The 24,048-nt window shown below is 50.0% G+C and carries 21 protein-coding genes and 1 riboswitch; of the genes, 11 read left to right on the top strand and 10 right to left on the bottom strand.

Annotated features, from left to right (window positions below):
* Positions 1-44 precede the first annotated feature (44 nt).
* On the top strand, positions 45-1,199 hold the full coding sequence (locus CZ379_RS03410; protein WP_110930321.1) for an MGDG synthase family glycosyltransferase: 1,155 nt from the start codon (positions 45-47) through the stop codon (positions 1,197-1,199).
* A gap of 17 nt (positions 1,200-1,216) precedes the next feature.
* Here the strand turns inward: CZ379_RS03410 and CZ379_RS03405 are convergent, their stop codons facing one another.
* Together CZ379_RS03405 and CZ379_RS03400 are read right to left on the bottom strand one after the other, a co-directional pair.
* Positions 1,217-1,888: a DUF1129 family protein gene (locus tag CZ379_RS03405; protein ID WP_199925431.1), complete on the bottom strand. Its 672-nt coding sequence runs from the start codon at positions 1,886-1,888 to the stop codon at positions 1,217-1,219.
* Complete coding sequence (locus CZ379_RS03400) at positions 1,860-2,225, bottom strand: PadR family transcriptional regulator (RefSeq protein WP_110930319.1); 366 nt, start codon at positions 2,223-2,225, stop codon at positions 1,860-1,862. Before CZ379_RS03400 ends, CZ379_RS03405 begins: the two co-directional genes overlap by 29 nt.
* A 243-nt stretch (positions 2,226-2,468) precedes the next feature.
* Between CZ379_RS03400 and CZ379_RS03395 the strand changes: the two genes are divergently transcribed.
* Positions 2,469-2,807, top strand: coding sequence for a DUF4870 domain-containing protein (locus CZ379_RS03395; protein WP_110930318.1), 339 nt, complete (start codon positions 2,469-2,471; stop codon positions 2,805-2,807).
* A gap of 234 nt (positions 2,808-3,041) precedes the next feature.
* Here the strand turns inward: CZ379_RS03395 and CZ379_RS03390 are convergent, their stop codons facing one another.
* The 4 genes from CZ379_RS03390 to CZ379_RS03375 all read right to left on the bottom strand — a co-directional run bounded on the left by CZ379_RS03390 (position 3,042) and on the right by CZ379_RS03375 (position 6,730).
* Complete coding sequence (locus tag CZ379_RS03390) at positions 3,042-4,370, bottom strand: nucleobase:cation symporter-2 family protein (RefSeq protein WP_110930317.1); 1,329 nt, start codon at positions 4,368-4,370, stop codon at positions 3,042-3,044.
* A 73-nt stretch (positions 4,371-4,443) separates the two neighbouring features.
* Positions 4,444-5,034 carry a xanthine phosphoribosyltransferase gene (locus CZ379_RS03385; protein WP_110930316.1) on the bottom strand — a complete coding sequence of 197 codons (591 nt, stop codon included), beginning with the start codon at positions 5,032-5,034 and terminating at the stop codon, positions 4,444-4,446.
* A gap of 176 nt (positions 5,035-5,210) precedes the next feature.
* A riboswitch (purine riboswitch) is annotated at positions 5,211-5,311 on the bottom strand.
* A gap of 123 nt (positions 5,312-5,434) precedes the next feature.
* Positions 5,435-5,740, bottom strand: a complete 306-nt coding sequence (locus tag CZ379_RS03380) for a hypothetical protein (protein WP_110930315.1) — start codon at positions 5,738-5,740, stop codon at positions 5,435-5,437.
* Between the two features lie 258 nt (positions 5,741-5,998).
* Positions 5,999-6,730, bottom strand: coding sequence for a zinc ribbon domain-containing protein (locus CZ379_RS03375; protein WP_110930314.1), 732 nt, complete (start codon positions 6,728-6,730; stop codon positions 5,999-6,001).
* Between the two features lie 242 nt (positions 6,731-6,972).
* Between CZ379_RS03375 and CZ379_RS03370 the strand changes: the two genes are divergently transcribed.
* Both CZ379_RS03370 and CZ379_RS03365 read left to right on the top strand, forming a co-directional pair.
* On the top strand, positions 6,973-7,347 hold the full coding sequence (locus CZ379_RS03370) for a hypothetical protein (protein WP_110930313.1): 375 nt from the start codon (positions 6,973-6,975) through the stop codon (positions 7,345-7,347).
* Positions 7,348-7,482: 135 nt separating this feature from the next.
* Positions 7,483-8,166 carry a GTP pyrophosphokinase gene (locus tag CZ379_RS03365; RefSeq protein ID WP_407668596.1) on the top strand — a complete coding sequence of 228 codons (684 nt, stop codon included), beginning with the start codon at positions 7,483-7,485 and terminating at the stop codon, positions 8,164-8,166.
* A gap of 1,105 nt (positions 8,167-9,271) precedes the next feature.
* Here CZ379_RS03365 and CZ379_RS03355 read toward each other — a convergent pair.
* Positions 9,272-12,370 (bottom strand): DEAD/DEAH box helicase, encoded by a 3,099-nt coding sequence (locus CZ379_RS03355; RefSeq protein ID WP_110930310.1) that lies wholly within the window; start codon positions 12,368-12,370, stop codon positions 9,272-9,274.
* 270 nt (positions 12,371-12,640) lie between these two features.
* Here CZ379_RS03355 and CZ379_RS03350 point away from each other — a divergent pair, with 270 nt between their 5' ends.
* A complete protein-coding gene (locus CZ379_RS03350) occupies positions 12,641-13,396 on the top strand; it encodes a TspO/MBR family protein (protein ID WP_110930309.1) in 756 nt (251 codons plus the stop codon).
* A gap of 108 nt (positions 13,397-13,504) precedes the next feature.
* Here CZ379_RS03350 and CZ379_RS03345 read toward each other — a convergent pair whose 3' ends face one another.
* From CZ379_RS03345 to CZ379_RS03335, 3 genes are all read right to left on the bottom strand, one after another.
* The gene (locus CZ379_RS03345; protein WP_110930308.1) at positions 13,505-13,882 is read right to left on the bottom strand and encodes a RidA family protein; all 378 of its coding nucleotides are present in this window, start codon (positions 13,880-13,882) and stop codon (positions 13,505-13,507) included.
* A 38-nt stretch (positions 13,883-13,920) separates the two neighbouring features.
* Positions 13,921-15,393, bottom strand: coding sequence for an ATP-binding protein (locus CZ379_RS03340; RefSeq protein WP_110930307.1), 1,473 nt, complete (start codon positions 15,391-15,393; stop codon positions 13,921-13,923).
* Between the two features lie 94 nt (positions 15,394-15,487).
* On the bottom strand, positions 15,488-16,975 hold the full coding sequence (locus CZ379_RS03335; RefSeq protein ID WP_324616347.1) for an HD domain-containing phosphohydrolase: 1,488 nt from the start codon (positions 16,973-16,975) through the stop codon (positions 15,488-15,490).
* Between the two features lie 432 nt (positions 16,976-17,407).
* Here CZ379_RS03335 and CZ379_RS03330 point away from each other — a divergent pair, with 432 nt between their 5' ends.
* From CZ379_RS03330 to CZ379_RS03305, 6 genes are all read left to right on the top strand, one after another.
* A complete protein-coding gene (locus CZ379_RS03330; RefSeq protein WP_110930306.1) occupies positions 17,408-18,307 on the top strand; it encodes an FMN-binding protein in 900 nt (299 codons plus the stop codon).
* A 64-nt stretch (positions 18,308-18,371) separates the two neighbouring features.
* The gene (locus CZ379_RS03325) at positions 18,372-20,249 is read left to right on the top strand and encodes an NAD(P)/FAD-dependent oxidoreductase (RefSeq protein WP_110930477.1); all 1,878 of its coding nucleotides are present in this window, start codon (positions 18,372-18,374) and stop codon (positions 20,247-20,249) included.
* A gap of 166 nt (positions 20,250-20,415) precedes the next feature.
* Complete coding sequence (locus CZ379_RS03320) at positions 20,416-20,868, top strand: hypothetical protein (protein ID WP_110930305.1); 453 nt, start codon at positions 20,416-20,418, stop codon at positions 20,866-20,868.
* Between the two features lie 86 nt (positions 20,869-20,954).
* Complete coding sequence (locus tag CZ379_RS03315; RefSeq protein WP_110930304.1) at positions 20,955-21,935, top strand: polyprenyl synthetase family protein; 981 nt, start codon at positions 20,955-20,957, stop codon at positions 21,933-21,935.
* A 283-nt stretch (positions 21,936-22,218) separates the two neighbouring features.
* On the top strand, positions 22,219-23,136 hold the full coding sequence (locus CZ379_RS03310) for a carbohydrate ABC transporter permease (RefSeq protein WP_110930476.1): 918 nt from the start codon (positions 22,219-22,221) through the stop codon (positions 23,134-23,136).
* The gene (locus tag CZ379_RS03305; RefSeq protein ID WP_110930303.1) at positions 23,133-23,960 is read left to right on the top strand and encodes a carbohydrate ABC transporter permease; all 828 of its coding nucleotides are present in this window, start codon (positions 23,133-23,135) and stop codon (positions 23,958-23,960) included. The genes CZ379_RS03310 and CZ379_RS03305 overlap by 4 nt, the downstream gene beginning before the upstream one ends.
* Positions 23,961-24,048 lie beyond the last annotated feature (88 nt).

Genomic DNA, 24,048 nt, shown 5'->3' with positions numbered 1-24,048 from the left:
TTTTTTGGAGTACTTTATTCTGAAGTTAATCGGAGGGATTAGCGATGTCTTCAAACTCGCCCAAAGTGTTGATTATGTATGCCAGCTATGGCGATGGGCATTATCAGGCTTCCAAAGCTCTTGAAGCGAGCTTTCATCATTCGGGAATAACGGATGTCGTGCTGCTGGATTTAATGGCCGAAGCGCATCCTTTTCTAAATGAGATGACCAAGTTCGTCTACATGCAAAGCTTCAAAACTATACCGCTAATCTATGGGTGGGTTTACAATGCCACAAAGGACATGCAGCCGGATACATCTTTGTTAAGCGTGCTTAATTCACTAGGCATGAGGAAAATGCAGCAGGCCATTTCCAGTATAGAACCTGATCTCATCATCCATACATTTCCTCAATTAGCCATGCCGAAGCTGCTTAAAAAAACCGGTCTGACACTGCCACTCGTCAATATCGTAACCGATTTTGACTTACATGGACGCTGGGTTCATCCAGATGTGGATCGATATTATGTGGCAACGGAGGATTTGAAGACGGAGGTTGTAAGACGCGGCATTCCTGCGGAGCGGGTGTTGGCGAGCGGCATTCCGCTCAAGCCTGATTTTGGCCACGTCAGCCTTGCGGAAACGGAACAAATCTGCGAACTGGAGCCCTCTAAGAAAACTATACTGATCATGGCAGGAGCCTTTGGGGTCATGCAGGGCATTTGGGACATCTGCGAGGAACTGCTATCCAACGAGAACTACCAAGTCATCGCCGTCTGCGGAAGGAACAAGGAGCTGCACTGTAAGCTTAAGCAGGAGCTGGGGCGGCATCCGCATTTCCATTTGTTCGGATATATAAATGAAGTTGCCCAGCTTATGCGGCTAAGCAATTGCATTATCACTAAGCCAGGGGGCATTACGCTATCCGAATCGCTCGTCTGCAGACTCCCCATTTTCTTGTATCGCCCTGTACCGGGCCAAGAGTTGAATAACGCCCTGTATTTAGAGCGTAAAGGAATCGCCAGCATTGCTAGCGATCCAGGAGCACTGATCGAGCAAATCGATGCTCTATTAAGAGATGAGGAACGGCTCGCTCGCATATATCAAGAAATTGATAATATCCGTAAACCTGAGGCTGCAGAAATTATTGTCAAGGACATTATTGAACAATGGTTCACGCCAGCTTCCATGCTCAGCAGCAGCCATTCACTCGTACTGTAGCGATAAGAGGAATGGCATTAATGGTCTCGCAGGAAAATAAATTTCTGACCGGCCAGCCCTACAGCGAACAACAACAGACTGAGCCAGGGCGCCACCTCGAACGTGGGCAGCTTATCATGCAAATAAATCGCAGATAATATGACCGCAAGCATGAAGCCCAAATATACCGCGATAATTTTCATATTGAATACGGAGCCCTTTTCGCCTTTTTTGACGCTTTCCCGCTTCAGGATTCTAAGCACGATCTCAATGACGGCAATCGAGGCAAATGCAAGCATCAATATGGAGAATAGGCTTATGCGATTAAATAGTCCCGGCTTGGCGCCGAACACGATGGAAATAAAGCCAAACAAGGCGTGCACCGCAAACATCCAAGTCAGAGCAATCCAAGGAATCATTACGTAGTTTGAGATTTTCTCACCAATGCTTTGCTTAGGCAAATGTTCAATCAGCTCTTGAAAATACTTCTCTGGATTCTCTCCAAAAACTTCTCTAGCTGTCTTCCCATCGCGCTGAGCTTCCATTAGATGTTGAGCCGTTTCCAGCAGCAGCTCCTCCACTTTGTCTTGAGCGATTCGGCTAGAGCGTAAATAAACGACCAAATTACCGAAATACTCCTCATTTTCTGGGGTCATTTGCGCTCTTAGCCGATTGGTCTCTTCAGCGAATTCCTTGATCTTCATCTTCATGGCCATTCTCTCCCTTCGATAGTACGTGATCCACGCTTTGCCGCAGCCCATGCCAAGATTTACGGAATTGCCGCAGAGTCTCAGCACCCTTGTCCGTGAGTCTGTAATATTTGCGGGGCGGCCCACCTGACACACCGTCTTGGCGCAATTCGCCGTGAATCATTTCCTCCTTCTGCATCCGCAGAAGCAGCGGATAAATGCTTCCTTCGCTGACAAACGTTAAGCCCGACTGCTCCAGCAGCGTCGATAACTCATAGCCATAAATCTCCTTATCCTCCATCAAGGCCAATATACAGCCCTCCAAAATACCCTTCAACATCTGGCTGTAGGTTGTCATCCTGCATTTCTCCATTCTATATTGCTATGCAAGCTAGTTGGGTAACGCTCTCCTTGGATATATAGATATCGGTACAAGGAATAAATACGTTTCTTTAACTACCTTGCATTGTAACATAGTATACTTTAAGGCGATTTTCAAAGTCAATATGTTCTGTACAGAAGAGGCTCGTCATACACTGACTATTGAGACAGGGAACAAGCCCCTTCCCTTCATCTGTTGACGGAAAGTAGGTAGGTACCGATGTCCCCCTTCAAATCTTCTACGGGTCTTTATGAGAATGTAGCCGCATTTTTATGTTATCTGTTCGCTTTTGTTGGCGGTGTCATTTTTCTTGTGGCGGAGAAAAGAAGCCGCTTTGTCCTCTTTCATGCGCTGCAATCCGTAATATTATTTGCCGGATTAATGATCGCCCATGCTGCCGCCGGATTTCTTCCATTGATCGGCATTGTGGTGGGTATGCTGCTGAACGCGCTGGGCATCGCGCTGTGGCTTATTCTTATGCTCGCGTCGCTGCAAGGCAAATGGCTCAAGCTGCCCTGGATCGGCGAACTCGCCGAACGGCAGCTGAACCGAATGTAGATTTAGACTTGCTCAGCCATCCCATATGTAACAAAGATGATTTCATATATAAGCAGTTCCTCCCTATCCCAATGGCCACTATCGTTTATAATCCTGCACATATGCAGCTGTCCTTCTACATTGCCTCCTTAAGCGTTAAATCCCATACTCCAGATCGACAATAAAACGGTGATCAAGCCTGCTCCAGGCCTGATCACCGTTTGATCTCACTCCAAAAAAGCACAGGAGCCCCTATTATTCGGATGCTTCTTTCGCTTTATGACCTTTAAGTCCGTTGAACAATAGATTCATCACGATGGCGGTAAAGCTGCCTGCGACAATGCCATTGTCGACGAGAATACGAAGCCACTCCGGCACACGGTGGAAAATATCTGGCACAACCGTAACGCCCAGCCCCATGCCTACAGAGCAGGCGATAATCAGCAGGTTCTCATGACGGTTGAGATCCACCTGATCCCCAAGCATGCGAATCCCCGAGGACAGCACCAGCCCAAATAGCGCAATCATAGCGCCGCCTAGAACGGACGGCGGGACGAGCTGAGTCAATGCAGCGATTTTCGGCACAAATCCGATTAAAACCAGCAGGCCGCCGGCTACCGCAATAACATCCCGGGTTTTCACCCGGCTCATTTGGATCAGTCCTACATTTTGGGAATATGTCGTGTAAGGGAACGAGTTGAATAGGCCACCCAGAACAATCGCCAATCCCTCAGCCCGGTAACCGCGAGCCAAATCCTTCGACGTAATGTCTTTATCCACAATTTTACCGAGCGCCATAAATACGCCTGTCGATTCAGCGACACTAACGATCGCAACCAAAATCATCGTCAGGATGGCCGACACATGGAAAGTGGGCGGCCCGAAGTAGAACAGCTGAGGCGTGTGGAACCAGCTCGCTTCCTGGAGCGGCTGCAAGTTGACGCCGCCAACAAATCCGGCGACAAGCGTTCCGACAACTAGTCCAATCAATACGGATATGGAGCGTAGAAATCCTTTGGCATAGCGATTCATCAGTATAATGAACAGCAAAACTCCAAAGCCCAGCGACAAGTTCAAGGGGCTTCCAAAGTCTGGATTGGTTCCTGGATTTCCGCCCCCGAGATCGGTCAAAGCTACCGGAATCAGGGTCACCCCGATAATCGTCACCACAGAACCTGTTACGACCGGCGGAAACAAAGCAATCAATTTACCGAACAAGCCCGAGAACAGGAATACAAATAGTCCCGATGCAATAATCGCGCCGTAAATCGCCGATACGCCCATGCCATCGGTCAGACCGATCGCGATCATCGGCGAAACTGCCTGAAATGCACAGCCGAGCATAACCGGCAGGCCGATTCCGAAGAAGCGGTTGCCCCACACCTGCAGCAGCGTCGCTACGCCGCAGGCCAGAAGATCGATAGCGATCAAATAAGTGAGCTGCTCATGAGTAAGATTTAATGCATTTCCGACAATCAGCGGTACGATAATCGCTCCTGCATACATCGCCAGAACATGCTGAATTCCTAGTGATAACGTTTTGATTGGATGTCTATTTTTTTGAAAGATGGCTTCCCGCTCCATATAAATCTAGTTCCTCCCCAGGTAGTATCTGTTCTGCTAATCTATGGTTACCAATCTATAGCTCTGGATATAATTATTGATCTGTCATTACTTCGTCTACAAAGGACACCGCCCCGTTCTCCAATGAAGCGATACGCACTAAAGATTCAACGCGATATCCCGCCTCATTCAGCAGGCCGGCTCCAGGCTGGAATGATTTCTCAATGACGATACCGATTCCGACAACGCTGGCGCCAACCTGTTCAACGATCCGGGCAAGTCCAAATGCCGCCTCTCCATTGGCAAGAAAATCGTCAATAATGAGCACGCGATCGTCCGAACTCAAAAATTTCTTGGATACCGTAATTTCGTTGCTTTCTTTTTTCGTAAAGGAATATACCTTCTCGACGAGGATATTGTCCCTTAGCGTCAGTGATTTGTGTTTGCGGGCAAAAATCATCGGCACCCCGAGTTCAAGCGCGGTCATGATCGCCGGGGCAATGCCTGAGGATTCGATCGTCAGCACCTTCGTAATTTGCTCGCCTGCAAATCTCCGTGTAAATTCAGCGCCAACCTCTTTCATGAGCACCGGATCCATTTGGTGATTTAGAAACGAGTCCACCTTCAGCACCTGATCGCTCAGGACGATTCCTTCCGCCATCACCTTGTCTTTGAGCAGCTTCATCCCTCTTCCTCCTTCATTGTTCTTAGCATGGTATCTTCATTATTCCATTCGAGAATAAAAAAAAGCCCAGTTCCCAAGGCTGAGAAAAGGACTTCATGGCAGAATTCACCCATTCAGGGCATTGGCATACCAAGCTCCGGTCAAAAACAATAACACCAACTAACCGTCGCCAGTACGACAATTCGAATTCTCCCCGTAGTCCGATCATTTCCGGTGATCAGGTAGAGACATGCAGGCCGATTCCTGCACATATACGAGAAATTGATGAAGATTATTGTCGAAAACTGTCTATGCAATGATTAGTAGTATAACTCAAACAATCCATAGAAATAAAGAGGTATTTCGTGGATTGCATAAATATTTTGCAAATTAATCGATCCGACGCAGATAAGACAAACTTCTAGATCGGTCTAGAATCCTTCGGGAGCAGATTCGAGATGAGCGACTTCAGCTCCCCATCTTCCTGATAGCTCTCTTCTCCCGTATCAAGACGGCGTATCCGGATTTTCTGGTATTCAGAGCTCGGCACGATCGGCGTAAACACCAAATTCTCTTGATCGGTAAGCCTCAGCTTGTACCCCATATCTTCAAACATCAGCAGAAAATCCTTCTCCGTCGGCGTCTTCCCCTCATCCAAAAATATCAGTCCGCGAAGCTCCTTTGTCTCCTGCTTATATTGCACTTCAAAATGAACGATGCATTCCACGATGTCCACACTCCTAAAAAATAGTCATAGTAAGCAGAGGCGCTATTATAGTTTTCCCTACAGTCACCGTCCGCATTCGGCCAAAATAGTTCAGGCACGGCGGTACCGGGTCTAGCTTTCCGTATACCTCCGTGCCGGCATTTTTCGTGGCGCCTACTATTTACTACGGTTCAAATGCCCATTCGGAAGGCACCATTTATAACAACTCCGTGAACTTTCACTTACAGCCATTCCGTTTACTCCCATACGCTCCGCTCTTTAAATTTGCTCGGAGCCGCAGTGCGGGCACCATTTCGTTCCTTTCACCAGCACCGCCGAACAAATTTGACAGGTCGATTCACCTCGCAGAGATTCCTTCGCCGCAGCCACATGATCCGTTATCTTCACGTTCTCCTTCCAGGTTCGAATGCGCCGATCCAGCTCCTCCTGGCGTTCCCGCTCCCGTTCAAGCTCGCGCAGCCGCCGTTCTTCCTCCTCGGGATCAACTCGCTCGCTAGTCTCGGCCACGACCGGTTCTTCCTGTCCCAAAGAAGCAAAGAGCGCACTTTCTTCCAGCAGCACCAGCGGATCGCTTACCGGCTCTTGCGCGGCCTCAGACTCTTCCTCATCGAAGTGCGTAGGGGCAGGCTTAGCTTCCTTCTTCAGCTTATGTCCACAATACTGGCAGAATAATGCCTCTTCCGTAACCGCTTTGCTGCAGGCGCCGCACAGGCGCTCATTTTTGAGCTCGGCAATTTTCCCCCGAATCTCATCCCGCTCCTCGGCGAGCAGATCGCAGGTTTTGGCTAAATCGACCATTTCCTTTTCGGCCTGCGACATATCTTTATTTCGGTATCCTTCGTAGAACACTTCACCCATTCTTTGAAAATATAAGTCCATTTCACGCTCAATATTATTAATCTGTGTGTTCAATCGTCCGATCTCGACGGCATTTTGCGCCTTATCGGTCACTTTGCCCGCACCATCCTTAATCCGCTGCAAAAATTTCATGACATACTCCTCCCGTGTTCATAAACTTCCTGATGTAATTAGAATTATATTGTCCCGCCAATCGGGAATACTTGCCTGTATCTTTTCAGTATTAAACAAACTTGCTGCCTATGAAATCGTAATTATCATAACAGATTTAACAGGCTAGTGAAAATCCCTGATCATCCCCCTTGATTCAGCCGCGAAGCCGCTGTGTATAAAGACAATAATAATAAGAAATTCAGGTTGGAGGGGAAATCCGGATGAAAACAGGAAAGAAGCCCTATTATGTATCTGTCGCTCACCGCATCATCCAGGAAGCGCCGAACCAAGATTCTGCGGAATTCAGAGTTCTTTTGGATGAGGAGGATCTCGTCAAATTAAACGATAAAATGGCCGAGCTGTCAGAGGAAGATATTTACACATTCAGACGCGCTCCCGTACCTTATAAATCCGCAGATCATGATGCAGCAACAGAGCAATTCAACGATCGAATGATCGAGCTATACACGTTGTTATACCAGTATGGCGACGAGCATGCGCGAAGGACGATTATCCGCTTGGGCGTGCTCGGCAAACTGCAAAACCACGATTATAACGATCCCGGCTATAATGGAAAAAGCCCCCTAAACAAATAAACCCATTTTTTGATTTTGTCAGGCTATTCAAGGTACAATAAAGGGGCGGCACGGAACAATTTTTAAATTTAGGAGTAGATTAACCTGGACAGAGTAGATGCAAATGATAAAAGCTCGCTGTTAAATCAGTTGGATTTGCGGGAATTATATCAGTGGGAAGTCGGAGATGATGAACTGCGTAAGCTGGAAGAATGGAAGAAGCTCCCTACGCTATACCAACTCGCGCTGGATGAACTGAAGAATAAGATTAAGCTGATTCAAACCGAGTGGAAAATTCATAATGGATACAGCCCCATTGAGCATATCAAGACTCGAATCAAGGAACCGAAAAGCATACTCGATAAGCTCGAACGCAAAGGTCTGGATATGACCGTTGATAATATGGTGAATAAAATTCATGATATCGCCGGCATGCGGATCGTTTTCTCGTTCGTGAAGGACATCTACAAGCTGCTGGATCATCTGCGTCATAGAGAAGATATTACTATCATTGAGATTAAAGATTATATCGCGCAGCCGAAGCCCAACGGATACCAAAGCCTGCATGTGATCGTAGCGGTTCCACTGACGCTATTCGAAGGGCAGCGCTGGATGAAGGTGGAGATTCAAATGCGGACGCTGGCCATGGATTTCTGGGCCAGCATGGAGCATATTCTGTTCTACAAATATGACAAGCAGGTACCCGCTCATGTCGTTCGGGAATTGACGGAGGCAGCCAAGGCTGCCGATGCGCTCGATAAGAAGATGCATGGCCTGCGCAAGGAAATTATGGGCGCTGCCGAAGCCGCCCTTCCCGAGCCCGGTGCGTCATTACCCTAGCCGGGAGCAAACAGGACAGCCATAGAGGGATTTACACCTCGGTCGGCTGTCCTGTTTTTATTATCGGGCATCATCATGCAGTCTGCTTGAAGCACAAGCGGCATAACGGTGGCCCGGGTTAGGCGGTGAAGCATCGTATAGAGGCGGACGCAGTATCGAGTTGTTCGCAGCAGAGCCAAAGCCACAGCTTTAAAAAGCGATGATACGCAGGTTGCGACAGGCAGCCCACGAGCAGCCTAAAAGCTTGTGTCCGCGCTTAGCGCAGCTTGCTCCGCAAGGTGCGAGCCAGCTCCTCTGCCCGTTTCATCGCGCCTTCGCGCACGAGGCCTAGTCCCTTGGCTGCTCCCCGTACCCCAGGGAGCAGCCTGGCCAAAGCCTCGGTACTCGGAGCACCTGCCGCAGCGGAGGCAGCTTTCGTTGAAGGCGGAGGCTCCGTGGCGCTGACGGCTGGGCCCGCTTGTTTCTTTGAGCGGGAGGACGCTGGAGTGCTGGGCGGCGAAGGCGGAGGCTCCACGGTGTCCAGTCGGATCTGGACGTCGTGAACCTGCGGGCCAGGCGCATGCATGCTGCCCTGCTCCGCCATCTCCGCAAGCCACTCCGCGATGCTCGGCCCGCCCGAACGGGCGCGGGCCTCCTCCTTCAGAGGCCCCAGCGCCGCGCGCAGGGCCTCTTCGGCATCGGGCAGCGGCTTCGCCTCTGCCCATGCCGCAAACACCGCCGCGAGCAGCGTCTCGCGCGTCCATCCGAGCAGCTTCAGCCGCTGCTCGGGGGTAGCCGCGCGNCGGCTGCGCGGCGCCCCCTCCGCCGGTTGCCACGGCGGAGTCTTGGGCAGGAGGCCGGCAATCGCTGGCGCGCCGCCCTCCTGCAGCGCAGCCAGCTGCAGCGGCTGCTGCGCCAAAGCCTGGAGCAGACGCTGGCCTGCGCCAGGCTCGTCTGCTTCCAGCAAGAGCACAGAACATGCAGGCTGTTCTGTGTGCTCCGCGGGGGCTGGAACATCAATTCTCCAGCCCCCGGAGCCGGGCTCCAGCCGGATTCCTGCCATCGCTTCCGATACTTTTCCATCTAGATGATCCCAAGCCTGCTCCATCGTGCCCCCCTCCTTTTCTCACGAATCGGCTTGCAGCGTAATCAACTGCTGCAGCTCTTCGTTCGACATCTCCGTTAACCATTGCTCCCCGGAGCCGACCACCTGCTCTGACAGCGATCTCTTGCGATCAATCAGCTCATCGATCCGCTCCTCCAGCGTTCCTTGGCAGATCAGCTTGTGAACCTCCACATTCCGCTTCTGGCCGATACGGAACACCCGATCCGTCGCCTGATTCTCTACGGCAGGATTCCACCAGCGGTCATAATGAATGACATGATTGGCCCTGGTCAGATTCAGTCCGACCCCACCTGCTTTGAGCGACAATACAAAAAACGGAGAGCCCTCTCCCTGCTGAAAGGCTTCCACCATCCGATCCCGCTCCGCCTTGCTGACCCCGCCGTGAAGAAAGGCCGGAGCCCTGCCGTATCTATGCTCCAGCGCGGAGACCAGCAATTCGCCCATCTGCACATACTGCGTAAAAATGAGCGCAGCCTCCTGATTATCGTTAATTAAATCCAGCAATTCCAGCAGACGCTCCATTTTACCGGAATCCTCCGCTTTCAGCCTCGATCCCCTCGCTGCTTGCAGCAGCAGGGGATGATCACAAACCTGCTTCAGCCGAGTTAGCGTAGACAGCACGATCCCTTTACGAGCTATTCCCGAGCTTTCAGCAATCCGTTCCATCAAATCCTCCGTCACTTCCCGATACAGCTCCGCTTGGATCGGCATGAGCGAGCAATACGACTTCAACTCTATTTTATCCGGCAAATCCTTGCGAATATCGGGATCACTCTTCAGACGGCGCAGCAGAAACGGCGCAATCAGTTTGCGGAGCTTCTTGAGCTCCACTGTGTGCTGTTCCCCGCTCCCGGTATATTTCGCCTTGAAGGCGGAATGAGTCCCCAAATATCCAGGATTCAGAAATTGAAAAATAGACCACAGCTCGCTGAGCCGGTTCTCGACCGGCGTACCTGTCATCGCAATCCGGTGCGGGGCGTTAAGCTTCATGACGCTTTGCGCCTGCTTCGTACCGTAATTTTTAATATACTGCGCTTCATCAAGAACAATCGTGGCCCATTCGACGGATTGCAGCTCCTTCATGTCTCGCCCGGCCAGCGGATACGTCGTCAACACAACCTGCTGCCTGGCGCATTCCTGCCGGAATGGTTCCCCATGAAGCCGGTTGCTGCCATGGTGAATATGCAGCTTCAACCCCGGCGCGAACCTGGAGAGCTCCTTCTGCCAATTGCCCAGCAGCGATGTTGGACAAATGATCAGCACCGTGCCAGCCGTAATTCCGTCCAGCAGCGCTGTAATAACCTGCACTGTTTTCCCAAGCCCCATATCGTCAGCGAGTAAAGCACCGAAACCGAGCTGCCGCATCATGACCAGCCACTGGTAGCCTCGCTCCTGATATGGGCGCAACGTGCCATGAAGCGAGCGGGGAATCGGCTTGAAATCCATTCCTCCCACAGAACGGCCTTCCATAAGCAGCGACAACAGGCCCGCCGTCTCCACCTGCTCTACCCGCAGCCCATCCCAGCGGATCTCGCCTTCGCTGTCTTCCAGCGCGGTCAGATGCATCAATTCACGGAAGCTCATCTCCCCTGCCCCGTGACGCTTCATAAACTTCAGCACCTGGCGGATTTCCTTCACATCGATTTCAACCCATTCGCCCCGAAAAAAAACGAGCGGCGACTTGGAAGCAGCCAATTCGCTAAGTTCATCCGCGGTTAGCGGGATTCCGTTCAGCACTACCTCCGCTTCATAATTAACAAGCTGCTCTACCCCTAACTGGAGCGAATTCCCTGACCCAGCCTCCGAAGCTTCTCCCCACTTCCCCGTCCGCAGCCGGATTCCGGGAGAGCGGCGGCCCTCCTTGGTCCAGCGGGAGGGCATTTGCACCGTGACTCCATGCTTACGCAGCCGAGCCACCTCTTTGCTTAGAAAAGCGTATACTTCTTCAGGCTGAAGAAGGGCCTCCTCCGGGCGGGCACCCTCCATCGCCTGCCGCACCCCGCCGGACAGCTGGGCGGCTTTGCTCAACCGATGGAGCAGATTCTCCCTTGCATCATGGTATACTCTGCCGCGTATTTTGATGTCTTGCTGCGGATAACTCCATAGGAGTCCATAAGGAAGCAGGACGTCGGGCTCCTCAACGCCTTCAGCCCACAATGACAAACGCCATAAGGGCTCAACTGGCTCAGCTTCAGCCGGCTCCAGCCTCAGGCATAAGCGGAAGGTTCCCGTACCGAGCCCCTTATCCTCCTCACGCTGAGTTTCCGGCTGTCCTCCCCCAGCGCCCGCGATGCCCTCCGCAAGCTCCGACAGCTCCGTGACAGTGCCCTGAAAATCGCCGTGCGGTACCCCGGCAAGCAATCCATTCCACCATAATTCGGCCAATGGGGAAGTCCCTCGGCGATAATCGGCCCTGCTCGGATTCAACTTTCTTCCTAATCCGCTTATGACTTTTCGAACCTCATCATCCAGTATTGCGCTTATAAAAGAGTAAAGGACAGACAATTGCCTCAACTCGATGTCATCCTCCTGCCCGCCTCCATATTGAACCGCGGACAAGCAAAGCGGAGGCATGCTGCCAGCTAATTGCCGAAACCTCTCCTCATCCTCCGGATCGCTAAGCTCTGGCGCCCAGTGCGAACGGCCGGATGCAATCCCTTTCGGACGACGGTTCCCGATCAGGGGAACCTCCATCATGCCTGGAGCGATCCGGCCTCTTAACATGAGCTCCAGCGCCAACCGGGCAGCTGTGCTCCAATAACCGAGCTCTTGCCCGGGTATGATCCCCTGCTGCCTCAACTGAGATTCATTCCAGAAGAGCAGCAGAGGCCAAGCCTCTTGAATCGGCAGTGCAAGACCTTCCAGCGTTCGCCCCATAAGCGCTTTGCGCTCACCGGATTTGAAAGCGCTTCGCCCGGAAGACGCCGGGTAGCGCACTTCCGCGAGCCGTAGCGCAGCTTGCTGGAATGGGCGATGCCCTCCTGCCGACTCTAGTCTCCGCATAGCTGCGGCCCATGCGTCAACCTTTGGTTCCGATGTTTCCCCTGAGAAGCAGAACAATACCTCTCCGAGCCATATAGCATAAAGACGTTGATTCATGGTGATCTCCCGTCATTTCTAATCGCATCATAGTTTAAATATTTATAATATCTCTGATCATTCTGCCCATCTTCCCATCATTCTCAAACGCCTTGTTAAACGATTGGCATTTCAATTGTCATCCCCTTGATGCTCCACTGGCATCACATGAATATGATAACATAGCCCAAGCCTGCCTGATATCATTCGCTTTAATTGGGTATATTCATATAGTAAACACAGCTAACTTGACATCCCTCACCTAAAATAAGTTTTGTAGGAGGCCAATACATGTTTCGTAACCATATTTATCGCTGGTGGAACCTGCTGTTTTACGTCGCTGTCCTGGCCGTCAATTATTTGGCCATGTCGATACCGCTTGGCGGAATGACTACAGGGCAATTGTCTGACAAGTATCATACGCCGATTACGCCAGCCGGATATGCATTCATGATATGGATAGGCATTTATCTTCTGCTCGCAGGCTATATCGTCTATCAATTCCGTAAAGTTACAAGCAGGCAAGACTCTGTTCTGGCCATTTCCTTCTGGTTCATCATCACCTGCGTTTTCAATATAGCTTGGATTTTCCTATGGCAATATCAATTTATCGGAATATCCTTTGCCGTCATGATCGCCCTGTTCGTTACGTTAACCGTCATTTATACGAAAACGCGATATATTCACGCTCCAACTACGGGAGAGACTTGGCTGATCCGCTTGCCCTTCAGCATTTATTTAGGGTGGATTTGCGTCGCTGCATTAGTCAATCTAGCTGTCATCCTATTCCATACGAATAATGGCATGAACCTAGATCCGAAGACAACAGGCATCATCCTATTATGCTTAGGAGCTGTTGCCGCTATCATGATCACCTTCCGTGCCCGAGATGGAGTATTGCCACTGGTATTCGTGTGGGCATATATCGCCATTGCCGTTGAACAACGGGATGTTTCCGCCTTAAGCTTTACGGCAAGCATTCTGGCCTTCATCTTATTGCTATATGCATTTTGGATTGTACTCATGCGCGCAAGAGAACGGGACTGAACTCTTTTTCTCTTAAAAAAGCCACCTACATCCCCTCGCGATAACCCAGGTAATGTATGTGGCCCTTGTTCGTCTTAATTATAAGGCTCGGCTAACCAGCTCATCTGCTTATTTAAGCGCGATGACTTCAATCTCCACCAAGCCATCCTTGGGCAGACGCGCAACCTCTACCGCACTGCGTGCCGGGTAAGGCTCGGCAAAGAAGGAGCCGTATACTTCATTCACTTTGGCAAAATCATTCATATCCTTAAGGAATACTGTCGTCTTCACTACCTTGTCCAGACCGCTTCCGCCTGCTTCGAGAATCGCCTTCACATTATTCAATGCCTGGGCGGTCTGAGCTTCCACGCCTTCTGCGAATTGGCCCGTCTCCGGTACGAGGCCGAGCTGGCCGGACGTATATATCACATTGCCGATAACCACTCCCTGGGAATATGGCCCGATAGCACCCGGTGCTGCTGTTGTTGATAATACCTGTTTTTCCATAACCTATCCCTGCCTTCTCATTTTTCATAGTTTAAATTTTAACCGGATACATCCCATCCGGCAAACATCGTTTGATCCTCTGCGGAAAAAGAGCCCTGTGACGGTGTTTGTGTAGATAACGGCAGGTAGAGCATAAAGCTGCTTCCCAGGCCCTCTTCGCTCTCCACTTCAATTCTACCGCCAAGGAGGCAAGCCAAATGTTTGCTGATCGGCAAACCCAGCCCGGTTCCTCCATACTTACGGCTAATCGAGCCATCTGCCTGATGGAACGCCTCAAAGATTACCATATGCTTGTCTCGGGAGATCCCGATCCCCGTATCCTTAACGGCAAACACAATGAATTCCCCTTTCCCGGCCTGTTCACCATCCGGCTTCACTCTGTATATCTCCAGTTTGACGCAACCTTCATCCGTAAACTTAAAGGCATTGGAGAGCAAATTGCGCAAAATTTGCCCAATGCGCTGCGGATCGGAGCTGATCGTTGCCGGCAAATCAGCAGCCGGACTTATCTCAAACGTCAAGCCCTTCTGCCGCGCTGTCTGCTCGAATTGCAAATAGAGCACTTGCGGAAGCTCCAGCACATTCACTTCTTCTTGGACGATTTCCAGGCGACCTGCTTCAACCTTGGATAAATCAAGAATATCATTAATGATCTGCAGCAGCTCCTGCCCCGACCTGTAAATGATCCGCCCATAGTCTGCAGATGCCGATTCCTCTTCCGGATAGTTCTCGGATATCATTTGCGCCAGGTTAATAATGCTGTTGAGCGGCGTTCTTAACTCGTGGGACATATTCGCCAGAAATTCTGATTTGTGATGAGAGGCCAGCGCCAGTTGTTTGGCTCTTTCCTCCAATGCAGTCTTCGCCTTTTGCAGCTCCTTCGTCTGACTCTGCAGCTGCTCGTTAGCATACTTCAGCTCCAGCGACCTCCGGCGATCCAATTGGAAATCACGCAAAATCATTGCGAACACAATGCTTAATCCAACACTAAGCGGCAGCACGACCGGCATAATTTCCTGCATGTATTGCTTAAAGGGAATTACGCCGAACACGGCGATGTTGAACGTATTTACCGCATTCACGATCAAAATCGTGATCAAACCTTTTATAACAAAACGATAATCGCTCCGCCTCATCCATATATTAATTGCCGCACATACGATACCGAGTATTGTTAGATTTAAAAACCCGACCGCCGCTGCCTCCGTTATGCCAAAAGTGAAGCGGGCTAGACCGATACCGAAGCCGATTCCCATAATAGTAAGCGGTTGCGAATAAACAGCTGTCGCGATAAGAAGAGGAACGAATCTCAGGTCAAAGATGACATTGTCGCTCAATTTGAAGCCGAACATCATACAAATCCAGCCTGAGAAAATCATGAGCAGCACCGACAATATGTAATTGATCTTCCGTGAAGTTTTCGTAAACCAGTACTTATATAGAACATTTGCCAAATAAGCTACAGTAACAAGCATTGCTAAATTTAACAAGAAAGAATTTCCAAGACCCATCTATCCCACCTGCTTTATTCAAAGTTAAAAGGTATTGGAACTTTTTGCATTTCTCTTTCCATACCATTTTAACATGAAGCGACACCAGGAATCATCAAGACGTTTGCTTTTCATAGTAAGCTTCGACAAATAGCGCGACAAAATAAGGATCCCACTGCGTGCCCCTGCCTTTCTCCAGGATAGCAATCGCTGTATTGGCAGCCATGCCTTTGCGATAGGGACGATCCGAGGTCATCGCGTCAAAGGCATCCGCAACGGCAATGATTCTGCCGAACAGCGGGATCTCCTCCCCTTTAAGTCCATCCGGATAGCCCCCGCCGTCATAGCGCTCATGGTGAGAGCGAACGCCTGGCAGGAATGCGGCCATCTCATCCGCCGGCTCAATTTGTCTTAGAATCGCCTCTCCCAATACAGGATGAGCCTTGATTTGCTCCCATTCCTGCTCACCAAGCTGACCTTCCTTCAACAACACGGCATCGCGTATGCCGATTTTCCCGATGTCATGGAGTAGTGCCGCTTTGCGGAGCTGGTCGACGACAGGCTTGGGCAGCTTGGCCAACGTGCCGATTTGGACGGCATATTCCGCTACCCTTAATGAATGCCCCGCAGTGTATGGATCACGAGCATCAAGCGCGGCAGCCAGCGTCGCAAAGTAGCTCTCCACCAGTTGATCATTTCTGTCTGCCTGGATTCGCACGCCTAGCAGCATATGATTAAAGCCGGAGACAAGCTTGGAAAATTCATCCGAGAACAAATCGCTGGCCTCTGTTTGCAGGGATCCTCTTCTCACCCCTGCCATCCTTCTGTAGAGATGCTGAATCGGTGTCTCAAGCTCCCGGGTTAGCAGCCGCGAAGCAAAAAATGAATAGCCAAGCCCAAGGAGCAGGACGATCCCCGCCCATTTCCAATAGGCATAATGATCGATGTTCCAATCCCCAAGCCGAAGCTGTACGGCCAGACTGTATAATAATAGAGGTGAAGCCCCTATCAGAAAAAAACTCCATCGCAGCTTACGTTTAATCGGGAAGAGCACTCGGCCGCCAAGCGTCAGCTCTCTGCCGAATAAATACAAAGAACGAAGCCGCAGCTCTTCCAGAACCGGCCGAATGTAATGAGAGGTGAGGTAGAATTCGATCAGTGCATGCATCCCGGCGAGGAGAACACCTCCTAGTAATGCGAGCAGCACGTAATACGGAGAAATCGATAATTGGCCCGTGTAAATAAGCCATAATGTCAGGCTCGCTGCGGGTAGCGCGAGGCCGAGCAAATGAGGGCCGAGGATTCTTTTTACAATTAAGGTAGGCAAGCGGTGTGTTCTTAAATAAATGGTCTGCATGGAAGTGAAACTATCGATGCTTTCATAAAAGGCTAGCCGGATCGGTCTGATCTGTCTCTTGAACACCGCCCATTCGAGCCCGAGCATCATCGCAATGGACAGGAGCATGACGGCAAGCATAGAAACATACTCATCATTCGCAGTATTCTGAAGCGTGAAAGTGATGAGACTAGCGACCGAAAGTGCAGCTACGAGCGAGCCAGCTAAATAATTAAGCAATAGACGAGAGTAAAATGTCTTGTACACTGACAATGAGATGCTCATCCCTTCCTTGTAGCACAAATAGTGGATGTTGCCCTTAAATCTTTATCGGCACAAAAGTATGAAGATTTGACACCTTTTTCCGTTTAATCCTGGGTCTGTGAGCGATATATTGAACAAAGAGCTTAAAAATATATTTAAAAAAAAATATTTTAAAATATGAGTAATCGCTTCCATTGGCTCTATATCAAGCTTCCCCTTATTCCTGTATTTACGGAAGATGTTTTTTGTCACATATCAAGTGATTTATTTCACATATATGCTTTTATTTATATGCTAAACTTTCCTCAAACAAAGGATTTCCCTCCTTTTTCAAGGGCTTTGGGCACCTAAGTTTTCCTATATATATATCCCCTACGTTATTAAAATGGTTCACATTTTAATATATACAATTTTATTATTTGGAGGTCATTTAACATGAAAAAAGCATCCATTATTCTATGCAGCGCACTGCTGCTAGGACTTCTCGCAGGGTGCGGAGCAAAAAATACGGCGGAACCAGCTAATAACGCTCCAGCTACCGAGAATAGCGCCAACAACTCCGCTAATAATGCTCCTGCTGCAGAAGGCAATTTCCAGGACGGTCTATACTTTGCCCTAGGTAAGGAAGATCCGAAAAGCGGCTGGCAATATTTCGTAAAGCTGCAGGTTGAAGGCGGCAAAATTGCCGATGTGGAATGGAACGGTACTAACGCAACCGTACCGGTAGACAAAGTCACTTATTCCGAGCAAGGCAAATACGGCATGAAAGAAAAAGGCAACGCGCAAGCAGAATGGCATGAGCAAGCTGCTAAAGCGATCGCTTTCCTCATTGAGAAACAAGATACGAAAGCTGTAACCCTTGATGCAGAAGGCAATACTGACGCAATCTCCGGCGTATCCATACATGTTAACGATTTGTTCGACCTTGTCGACCAAGCACTCGCTGCTGGCCCAATCGAGCCAGGTCCTTACAAAGACGGCAGCTACCATGCCGAAGGCGACAAGTTCGCAGAGGGATCCGGCTGGAAAGAAACAGCTGATGTCATTATATCCGCAGGCAACATCGTAAGAGTGAACTTTAGCGGCGTAAACGAAGCTGGCGAAGACAAGAAACTCAACTCCATTGACGGCAAATACGGCATGGTTGAAAAAGGCGGAGCACAAGCAGAATGGCATGAGCAAGCTGCTATAGCTGAGCAATATTTGCTCGAGAAGCAGGATCCGGCTGCAGTAAGCTTCAACGATGAAGGTAAAACAGACGCGATCTCCGGCGTATCCATCAGTCTGAAATCGTACTACGATCTCGCTGCAAAAGCACTGGAACAAGCTAAATAATAGTCATTATTAATCTAGTAACTCATCTCCATGAATACCAGCCTAAAGTAAGAAGGTGAATATGTTGAAGAAAATAGTCGTTCTTGGCGGCGGTTACGGTGGTGTCGTCACGTCGAAGCACCTGGCCAAATTGTTCAAAAAAGACAATGACGTTCAAATCCAGCTGATTGACAAGAACCCGTATCATACGCTGCTGACTGAGCTGCATGAAGTCGCGGCAAACCGGGCACCCGAGGAATCAATTCAAATCGAATTAAAGAAGATTTTTGCAGGACAAAAAGTGGATGTTGTACTGGACTACATCGACAACATTGATTTTAAATCCAAGGAGCTTCGCTCCAAGAAAAACACTTACAAGTACGATTACCTAGTCATCGGTACCGGCTGTAAACCAACTTTCTTCGGCATTCCAGGTGCCGAGGAGCATGCAATGACCTTATGGTCATACGAAGATGCCGTCAAATTGAAGATACAGGTTCGCCGTATGTTCAGCGAGGCTGCCAAAGAAACGGATCCAGCCATTCGCAAGCAGAAATTATCCTTCGTTGTTGTCGGAGCAGGCTTTACCGGCGTGGAGCTCATTGGCGAGCTGGCGGAATACCGCGACGAGCTGTGCAAGGAATTCTACATCGATCCAAGTGAGGTTCGCCTCGTCGTAGCGGATATGGCACCGAAAATTTTGCCGATCCTGCCTGATAAACTGATTGATAAGGCGGTCAAACGCCTGAACAAAATGAACGTCGAAATCGTGACAAACGCCAAAATTACCGGGGTAACGAAGTCAAGCGTTCTGCTTGGGGAGAAAGAGCTCGAAGCTGCTACGATCGTCTGGACAGCCGGTGTTGAGGGCTCCGATCTCGTAGGCAAGCTGGACGTTCAGCAAGAAGGCCGCAAGCGGATCGTTACCAACGATAAGCTGCAAAGCGTGGATCACGAGGATGTATACATCGTTGGCGACAATATTTACTACATCCCGGAAGGTGAGACCCGTCCTGTTCCGCAAATGGTTGAGAACGCCGAGCAAGCTGGCCCGCTCATTGCCCATAACATCCATGCGGATGTCAAAGGCAAACCGAAGAAGTCTTATAAACCAGGCTTCCACGGTACTATGGTTTGCATAGGCAGCCGATATGGCGTAGCTAATGTGGGACTGCCGAATAAAATGTTCATGATCAGCGGATTTCTCGCGATGTTCAGTAAGCATTTGATCAATATGTATTATCTGTTCACGGTGGCAGGCTTCAACAAAGTGTGGACTTACATGATGCATGAGTTCTTCCACGTGAACAATAACAGAAGCTTTGTTGGCGGTCATTTCGCTAAACGCTCGCCTAACTTCTGGCTTGTACCGTTACGGGTATTCGTAGGCTACAAATGGTTGCAGGAAGGTATTGATAAGCTGCCTAAGGTGCTTAAGAATCCTTCAGACATCTTCCTGATCCCTGCATCGCCTCATGCTGGTGATGCGATATCAGCAGCAAGCGAGGCTGCGGAGGCTGTTACGACGACTGTCGACGCTCAAGCGGCTGCATCCGCAGTACAGAGTGCATCAACCGCTGTTACGGCGCTGCCGGTGCCTGGCTTCATTACGAATACAGTGAACTGGTTCATGGATATCTTCTTCTACACTTCCGATGGCGGATATACCGGGCTTGCTTCCGTGTTCCAGACCGGGATGGTATTTGCAGAAATCATTATCGGTATCCTGCTTATTGCCGGCCTGTTCACAGCAGTATCCTCGATCGTCACCGTTGCACTTGGCATTATGATCTGGTCCTCCAGCATGGCATCGAGCGAAATGCTCTGGTATATGACGGCTGGCGTAGCACTGATCGGCGGATCGGGCAGCATGTTTGGTCTCGATTACTACGTACTGCCTTGGCTTAAGAAGCAATGGAAGAGAATACCGCTTGTTCGCAGATGGTACCTCTATACGGATTAAGCATAACAACTGCACAATTGTTTTTGACCCCCTTTAACCCAGAGTAATGTGCAGCTGCTGCACATTACTCTGATTTTTAACAAAGACTGTCGTTAGTGGATATTAAACCGCCGATATCGGTGCGAAATCCCCTGCAAACCTACTTGCTTGTTAAGGAGTGTTCCTTATGATTACTGCTCTCATTCAAGATGCTTGTCTTTTCTTGCAGGGCGAAATATCGCCCGAAACCGGCATTACCTTGGATCTAAGGAAAGAGGATGCACTGCCTGCAGCCCTCCTTTTCTCAGAATATGATATGACAGCAGAACGCCGAATTCGTCTGCTCTCCATTTACATTGCAATCAAGCTCGCCCTCCAGCGTCACCAGGATTGTCACCTTCTGGAGCCGGGTGACGCACTCACTCGCAAAATACTGGACGGCGATTACTTATACAGCTTCTATGTGCAGCTCTGCCTGCGCTTTGAAGAAATTGATCTCCTTACCCATTTGGCTCCGCTGGTTAAGCAAATTCAAATCAAGCGAATTGAGGGGCTGCCTGACGATGAACGCCTCACAATAGGCTTTGAAGTGTTTCTTCGCTTGGAGCACAGCCGAAATCACGCCCGCCGGGCGATTTAGCGGAACACATTAGGCAATCGCTTGTACATCAAATAGATGGACAATTTGGATGAACACTTGTACATCATTTCGAGGAGGGGAACATCATGAAGATGAATGAACAGCTTGGCATCTCACTAAGAGCAGTAGATAAAGAAATTGAGAACATGGTTAAATTCGACAAGGATGTTCCCCGCTCCTCGGAGCTTGCTCGAAGCATCATTGATCTCATCCGCTCAGGAGGGAAACGGGTTCGTCCGTTAATGGTGATCGTGGGCAGCCGCTTCGGCCCTTCTCCCGATGAACGCAAAGTATGGCGCTTGGCTGCGGCCGCTGAATTCATTCACGCCGCTTCCCTAATCCATGATGACGTCATCGACGATTCTCCGGTTCGCCGGGGAGACAAAGCTATGCACATTAAGCTGGGCGTGAATCGCGCCATCCATGTCGGCAATTACATGTCAGCCAGGGTTATTGAGTTAATCTCTGTCTACTCGGCTGACCGTGAGCGATATGTGTACGATCTATCCTCCCTAGTGACAACGCAATTATGTTTGGGCGAATACCAGCAATTGTCCCATCTATTCGATTATGATGTGACGATCGAGCAATATTTGGAGAAATCCAAAAATAAAACCGCACAGCTTATAGCGGCCTGCTTGCGTATCGGAGCGTTGTCGGCGGGAGCCGACGAAGAGACAGCTAGTCAGCTATACGACTTCGGGGAGAAATTGGGCATGGCCTTTCAAATTCGCGATGACATCCTAGACTTTACCCAATCCTCGGAGAAGCTGGGCAAGCCTGCCGGCAGCGATTTGCGCAGCGGTCAGGTAACGCTTCCCGTCTTGTTCGCGCTTCAAGATGACACGCTCGCTCCTAAGATCAGAGCGGTGAACGAGCAAACGCCAGCCGAATATACCAATGAAGTTATCGCAGCGATCCAAAGCAGCGATGCGCTGGAAAGAACCGAAGCATTAAGCCGGCAATATTTAAACGAGGCTCAGCAAATTATCGATCGCTTAAGCCATTATCCGGCCCATCGCGACTTGCAGGTACTTCTTAAGTTTTTCAGCGGCCGGGAAAAATAGTCGATTGGAGAATTCATCCCATTCCAATAAACACCTCTTGTTCATGATTGCTTCGAGAACCTCAGTCTCTCGCTGCATCCAACAAACGAGGTGTTTTTTTCGATTATGCAAAATTTAACGGTCAATTAACCCCGCGTTGATATCCTGTTAATCCCCTCCATCTAAACTTAGATTGATATTTGTTCACTAGCTCCGCTAGGACTGCTAGATACAGCAGGTTCATCTGCCAAGGAGGGATTTATCCATGAACACTACGGTCAGAAACGCGCCGTCCCCGGCCGCCATGACGACTTCCTCATATAAACCCTTATCCAGAAAAGGGCTGAGCGCAAGCTTCAAGGAGCATATGCTGGCCTATCTTTTCCTCGCCCCATCTATCACGCTATTCAGCCTATTCCTCCTCTACCCTCTGGTCAAATCGGTATATCTCAGCTTCTTTCTGACCGATCCGCGCGGCAATATCGCGGCTTATGTCGGGCTGGACAATTTCAGGCTGCTTCTAGGCTCCTCCCAGTTCTGGAACAGTCTCGCCGTGACTGGAAAATTCGTGCTGCTAACCGTTCCTGGCGGGCTCCTTCTCGGCTTGATCATGGCTGCATTCGCTCATTCCCGTTTAAAAGGGGTACGCCTGTTCCAGTTTATTTTCTCCCTTCCCCTCGCTCTTTCTGTTAGTACGTCAGCGGTAATCTGGATGATGCTGTTCCATCCAACGCTGGGCATGTTCAATTATTTTCTGGACTTGGCGGGGCTTCCCGCCGTACAATGGCTGACCGATTCGCGCTGGGCGCTCATATCGATATCAATCATGACCCTATGGATGAACTCCGGATTTAACTTCATCGTGCTGCTGAGCGGCCTGCAAGGAATTCCCGAGGATATGTATGACAGTGCCAAAGTGGACGGTGCGGGGCCCTTCCGTACGTTTATTCGTATCATTCTGCCGCTGCTATCGCCTACGCTGTTCTTCCTGCTTATCGTATCTGTTATCGGCTCATTTCAGGCGTTTGGGCAAATGCATATTTTAACCAAAGGCGGTCCTGCGGGCTCAACTGAAGTATTCGTCTATTCCATTTATAAGGAAGCCTTCGTGAATTACCAATTTGGCACGGGCAGCGCCATGGCCATCGTCCTATTTCTGCTCATTCTGACTTTGACACTTATTCAATTCACCATTTTGGAAAAGAAGGTGCACTATCAATGACGCTATCCCGTCCCATTCGCCACGGCGCTGTATACTTCGTCCTGTGCTTATTGTCCCTATTCATCCTTTACCCGCTTCTCTATACCTTCCTTTCCGTATTTATGACGCCGGAAGAGACGAGCCAGTTCCCCCCTGCTCTCCTCCCGTCCAGCTTATATTTGGGTAGCCTTGAGGCAGTTATCCGGCTCATCCCTGTGTTTCGCTTCATCGCTAACAGCTTCATCGTCTCCACGCTCGTTATGATTGGACAGCTTGTGACGGCGAGCCTGGCGGCGTATGCCTTTGCTTTTATTGCTTTCCGCGGCAAGGCATTCTGGTTTGCGGTCTTTTTGTCAACGATGATGATTCCATGGGAAGTGACGATGATTCCCAACTTCCTCCTCATCAAATCATGGAACTGGCTCGACTCCTATCCGGGACTCGTCCTCCCCTTCCTCGCCTCCGCCTTTGGCGTATTCCTGCTGCGGCAATTCTTTCTGCAATTGCCCCGGGAGCTGTTCGAAGCAGCGCGAATGGACGGCTGCGGGCATATGCGCTACTTCGCGGGCATCGTTCTGCCGCTGGCCAGACCCGGCCTCGCAACGCTCGCTGTGTATGTGTTCCTTAACACCTGGAATATGTATTTATGGCCGCTGCTCATTACAAATACCGCAAATATGCGTACTGTGCAGATTGGAATCAGCATGCTGCAATTCGAGGAAATGACCGCCTGGAACATCGTTCTTGCCGGGGTCGCACTCGTGCTGCTTCCTTCGCTCGTGCTCATCGTCCTTGGTCTTAAACAGCTTGTGCGTGGATTAACTGCGGGAGCAATCAAGGGGTAGCCCTCTACGAAACAGCTTTATGGGCTATCTCCCTGCAGGCCCCAGCCGTTGGCCCCAGAATGACCGAAACAGCAGCAAACAGCAACTC

Source organism: Paenibacillus bouchesdurhonensis, assembly GCF_900155685.1.
GTDB classification, from domain to species: domain Bacteria; phylum Bacillota; class Bacilli; order Paenibacillales; family Paenibacillaceae; genus Fontibacillus; species Fontibacillus bouchesdurhonensis.
This window is presented reverse-complemented; position numbering and strand designations above follow the sequence as displayed.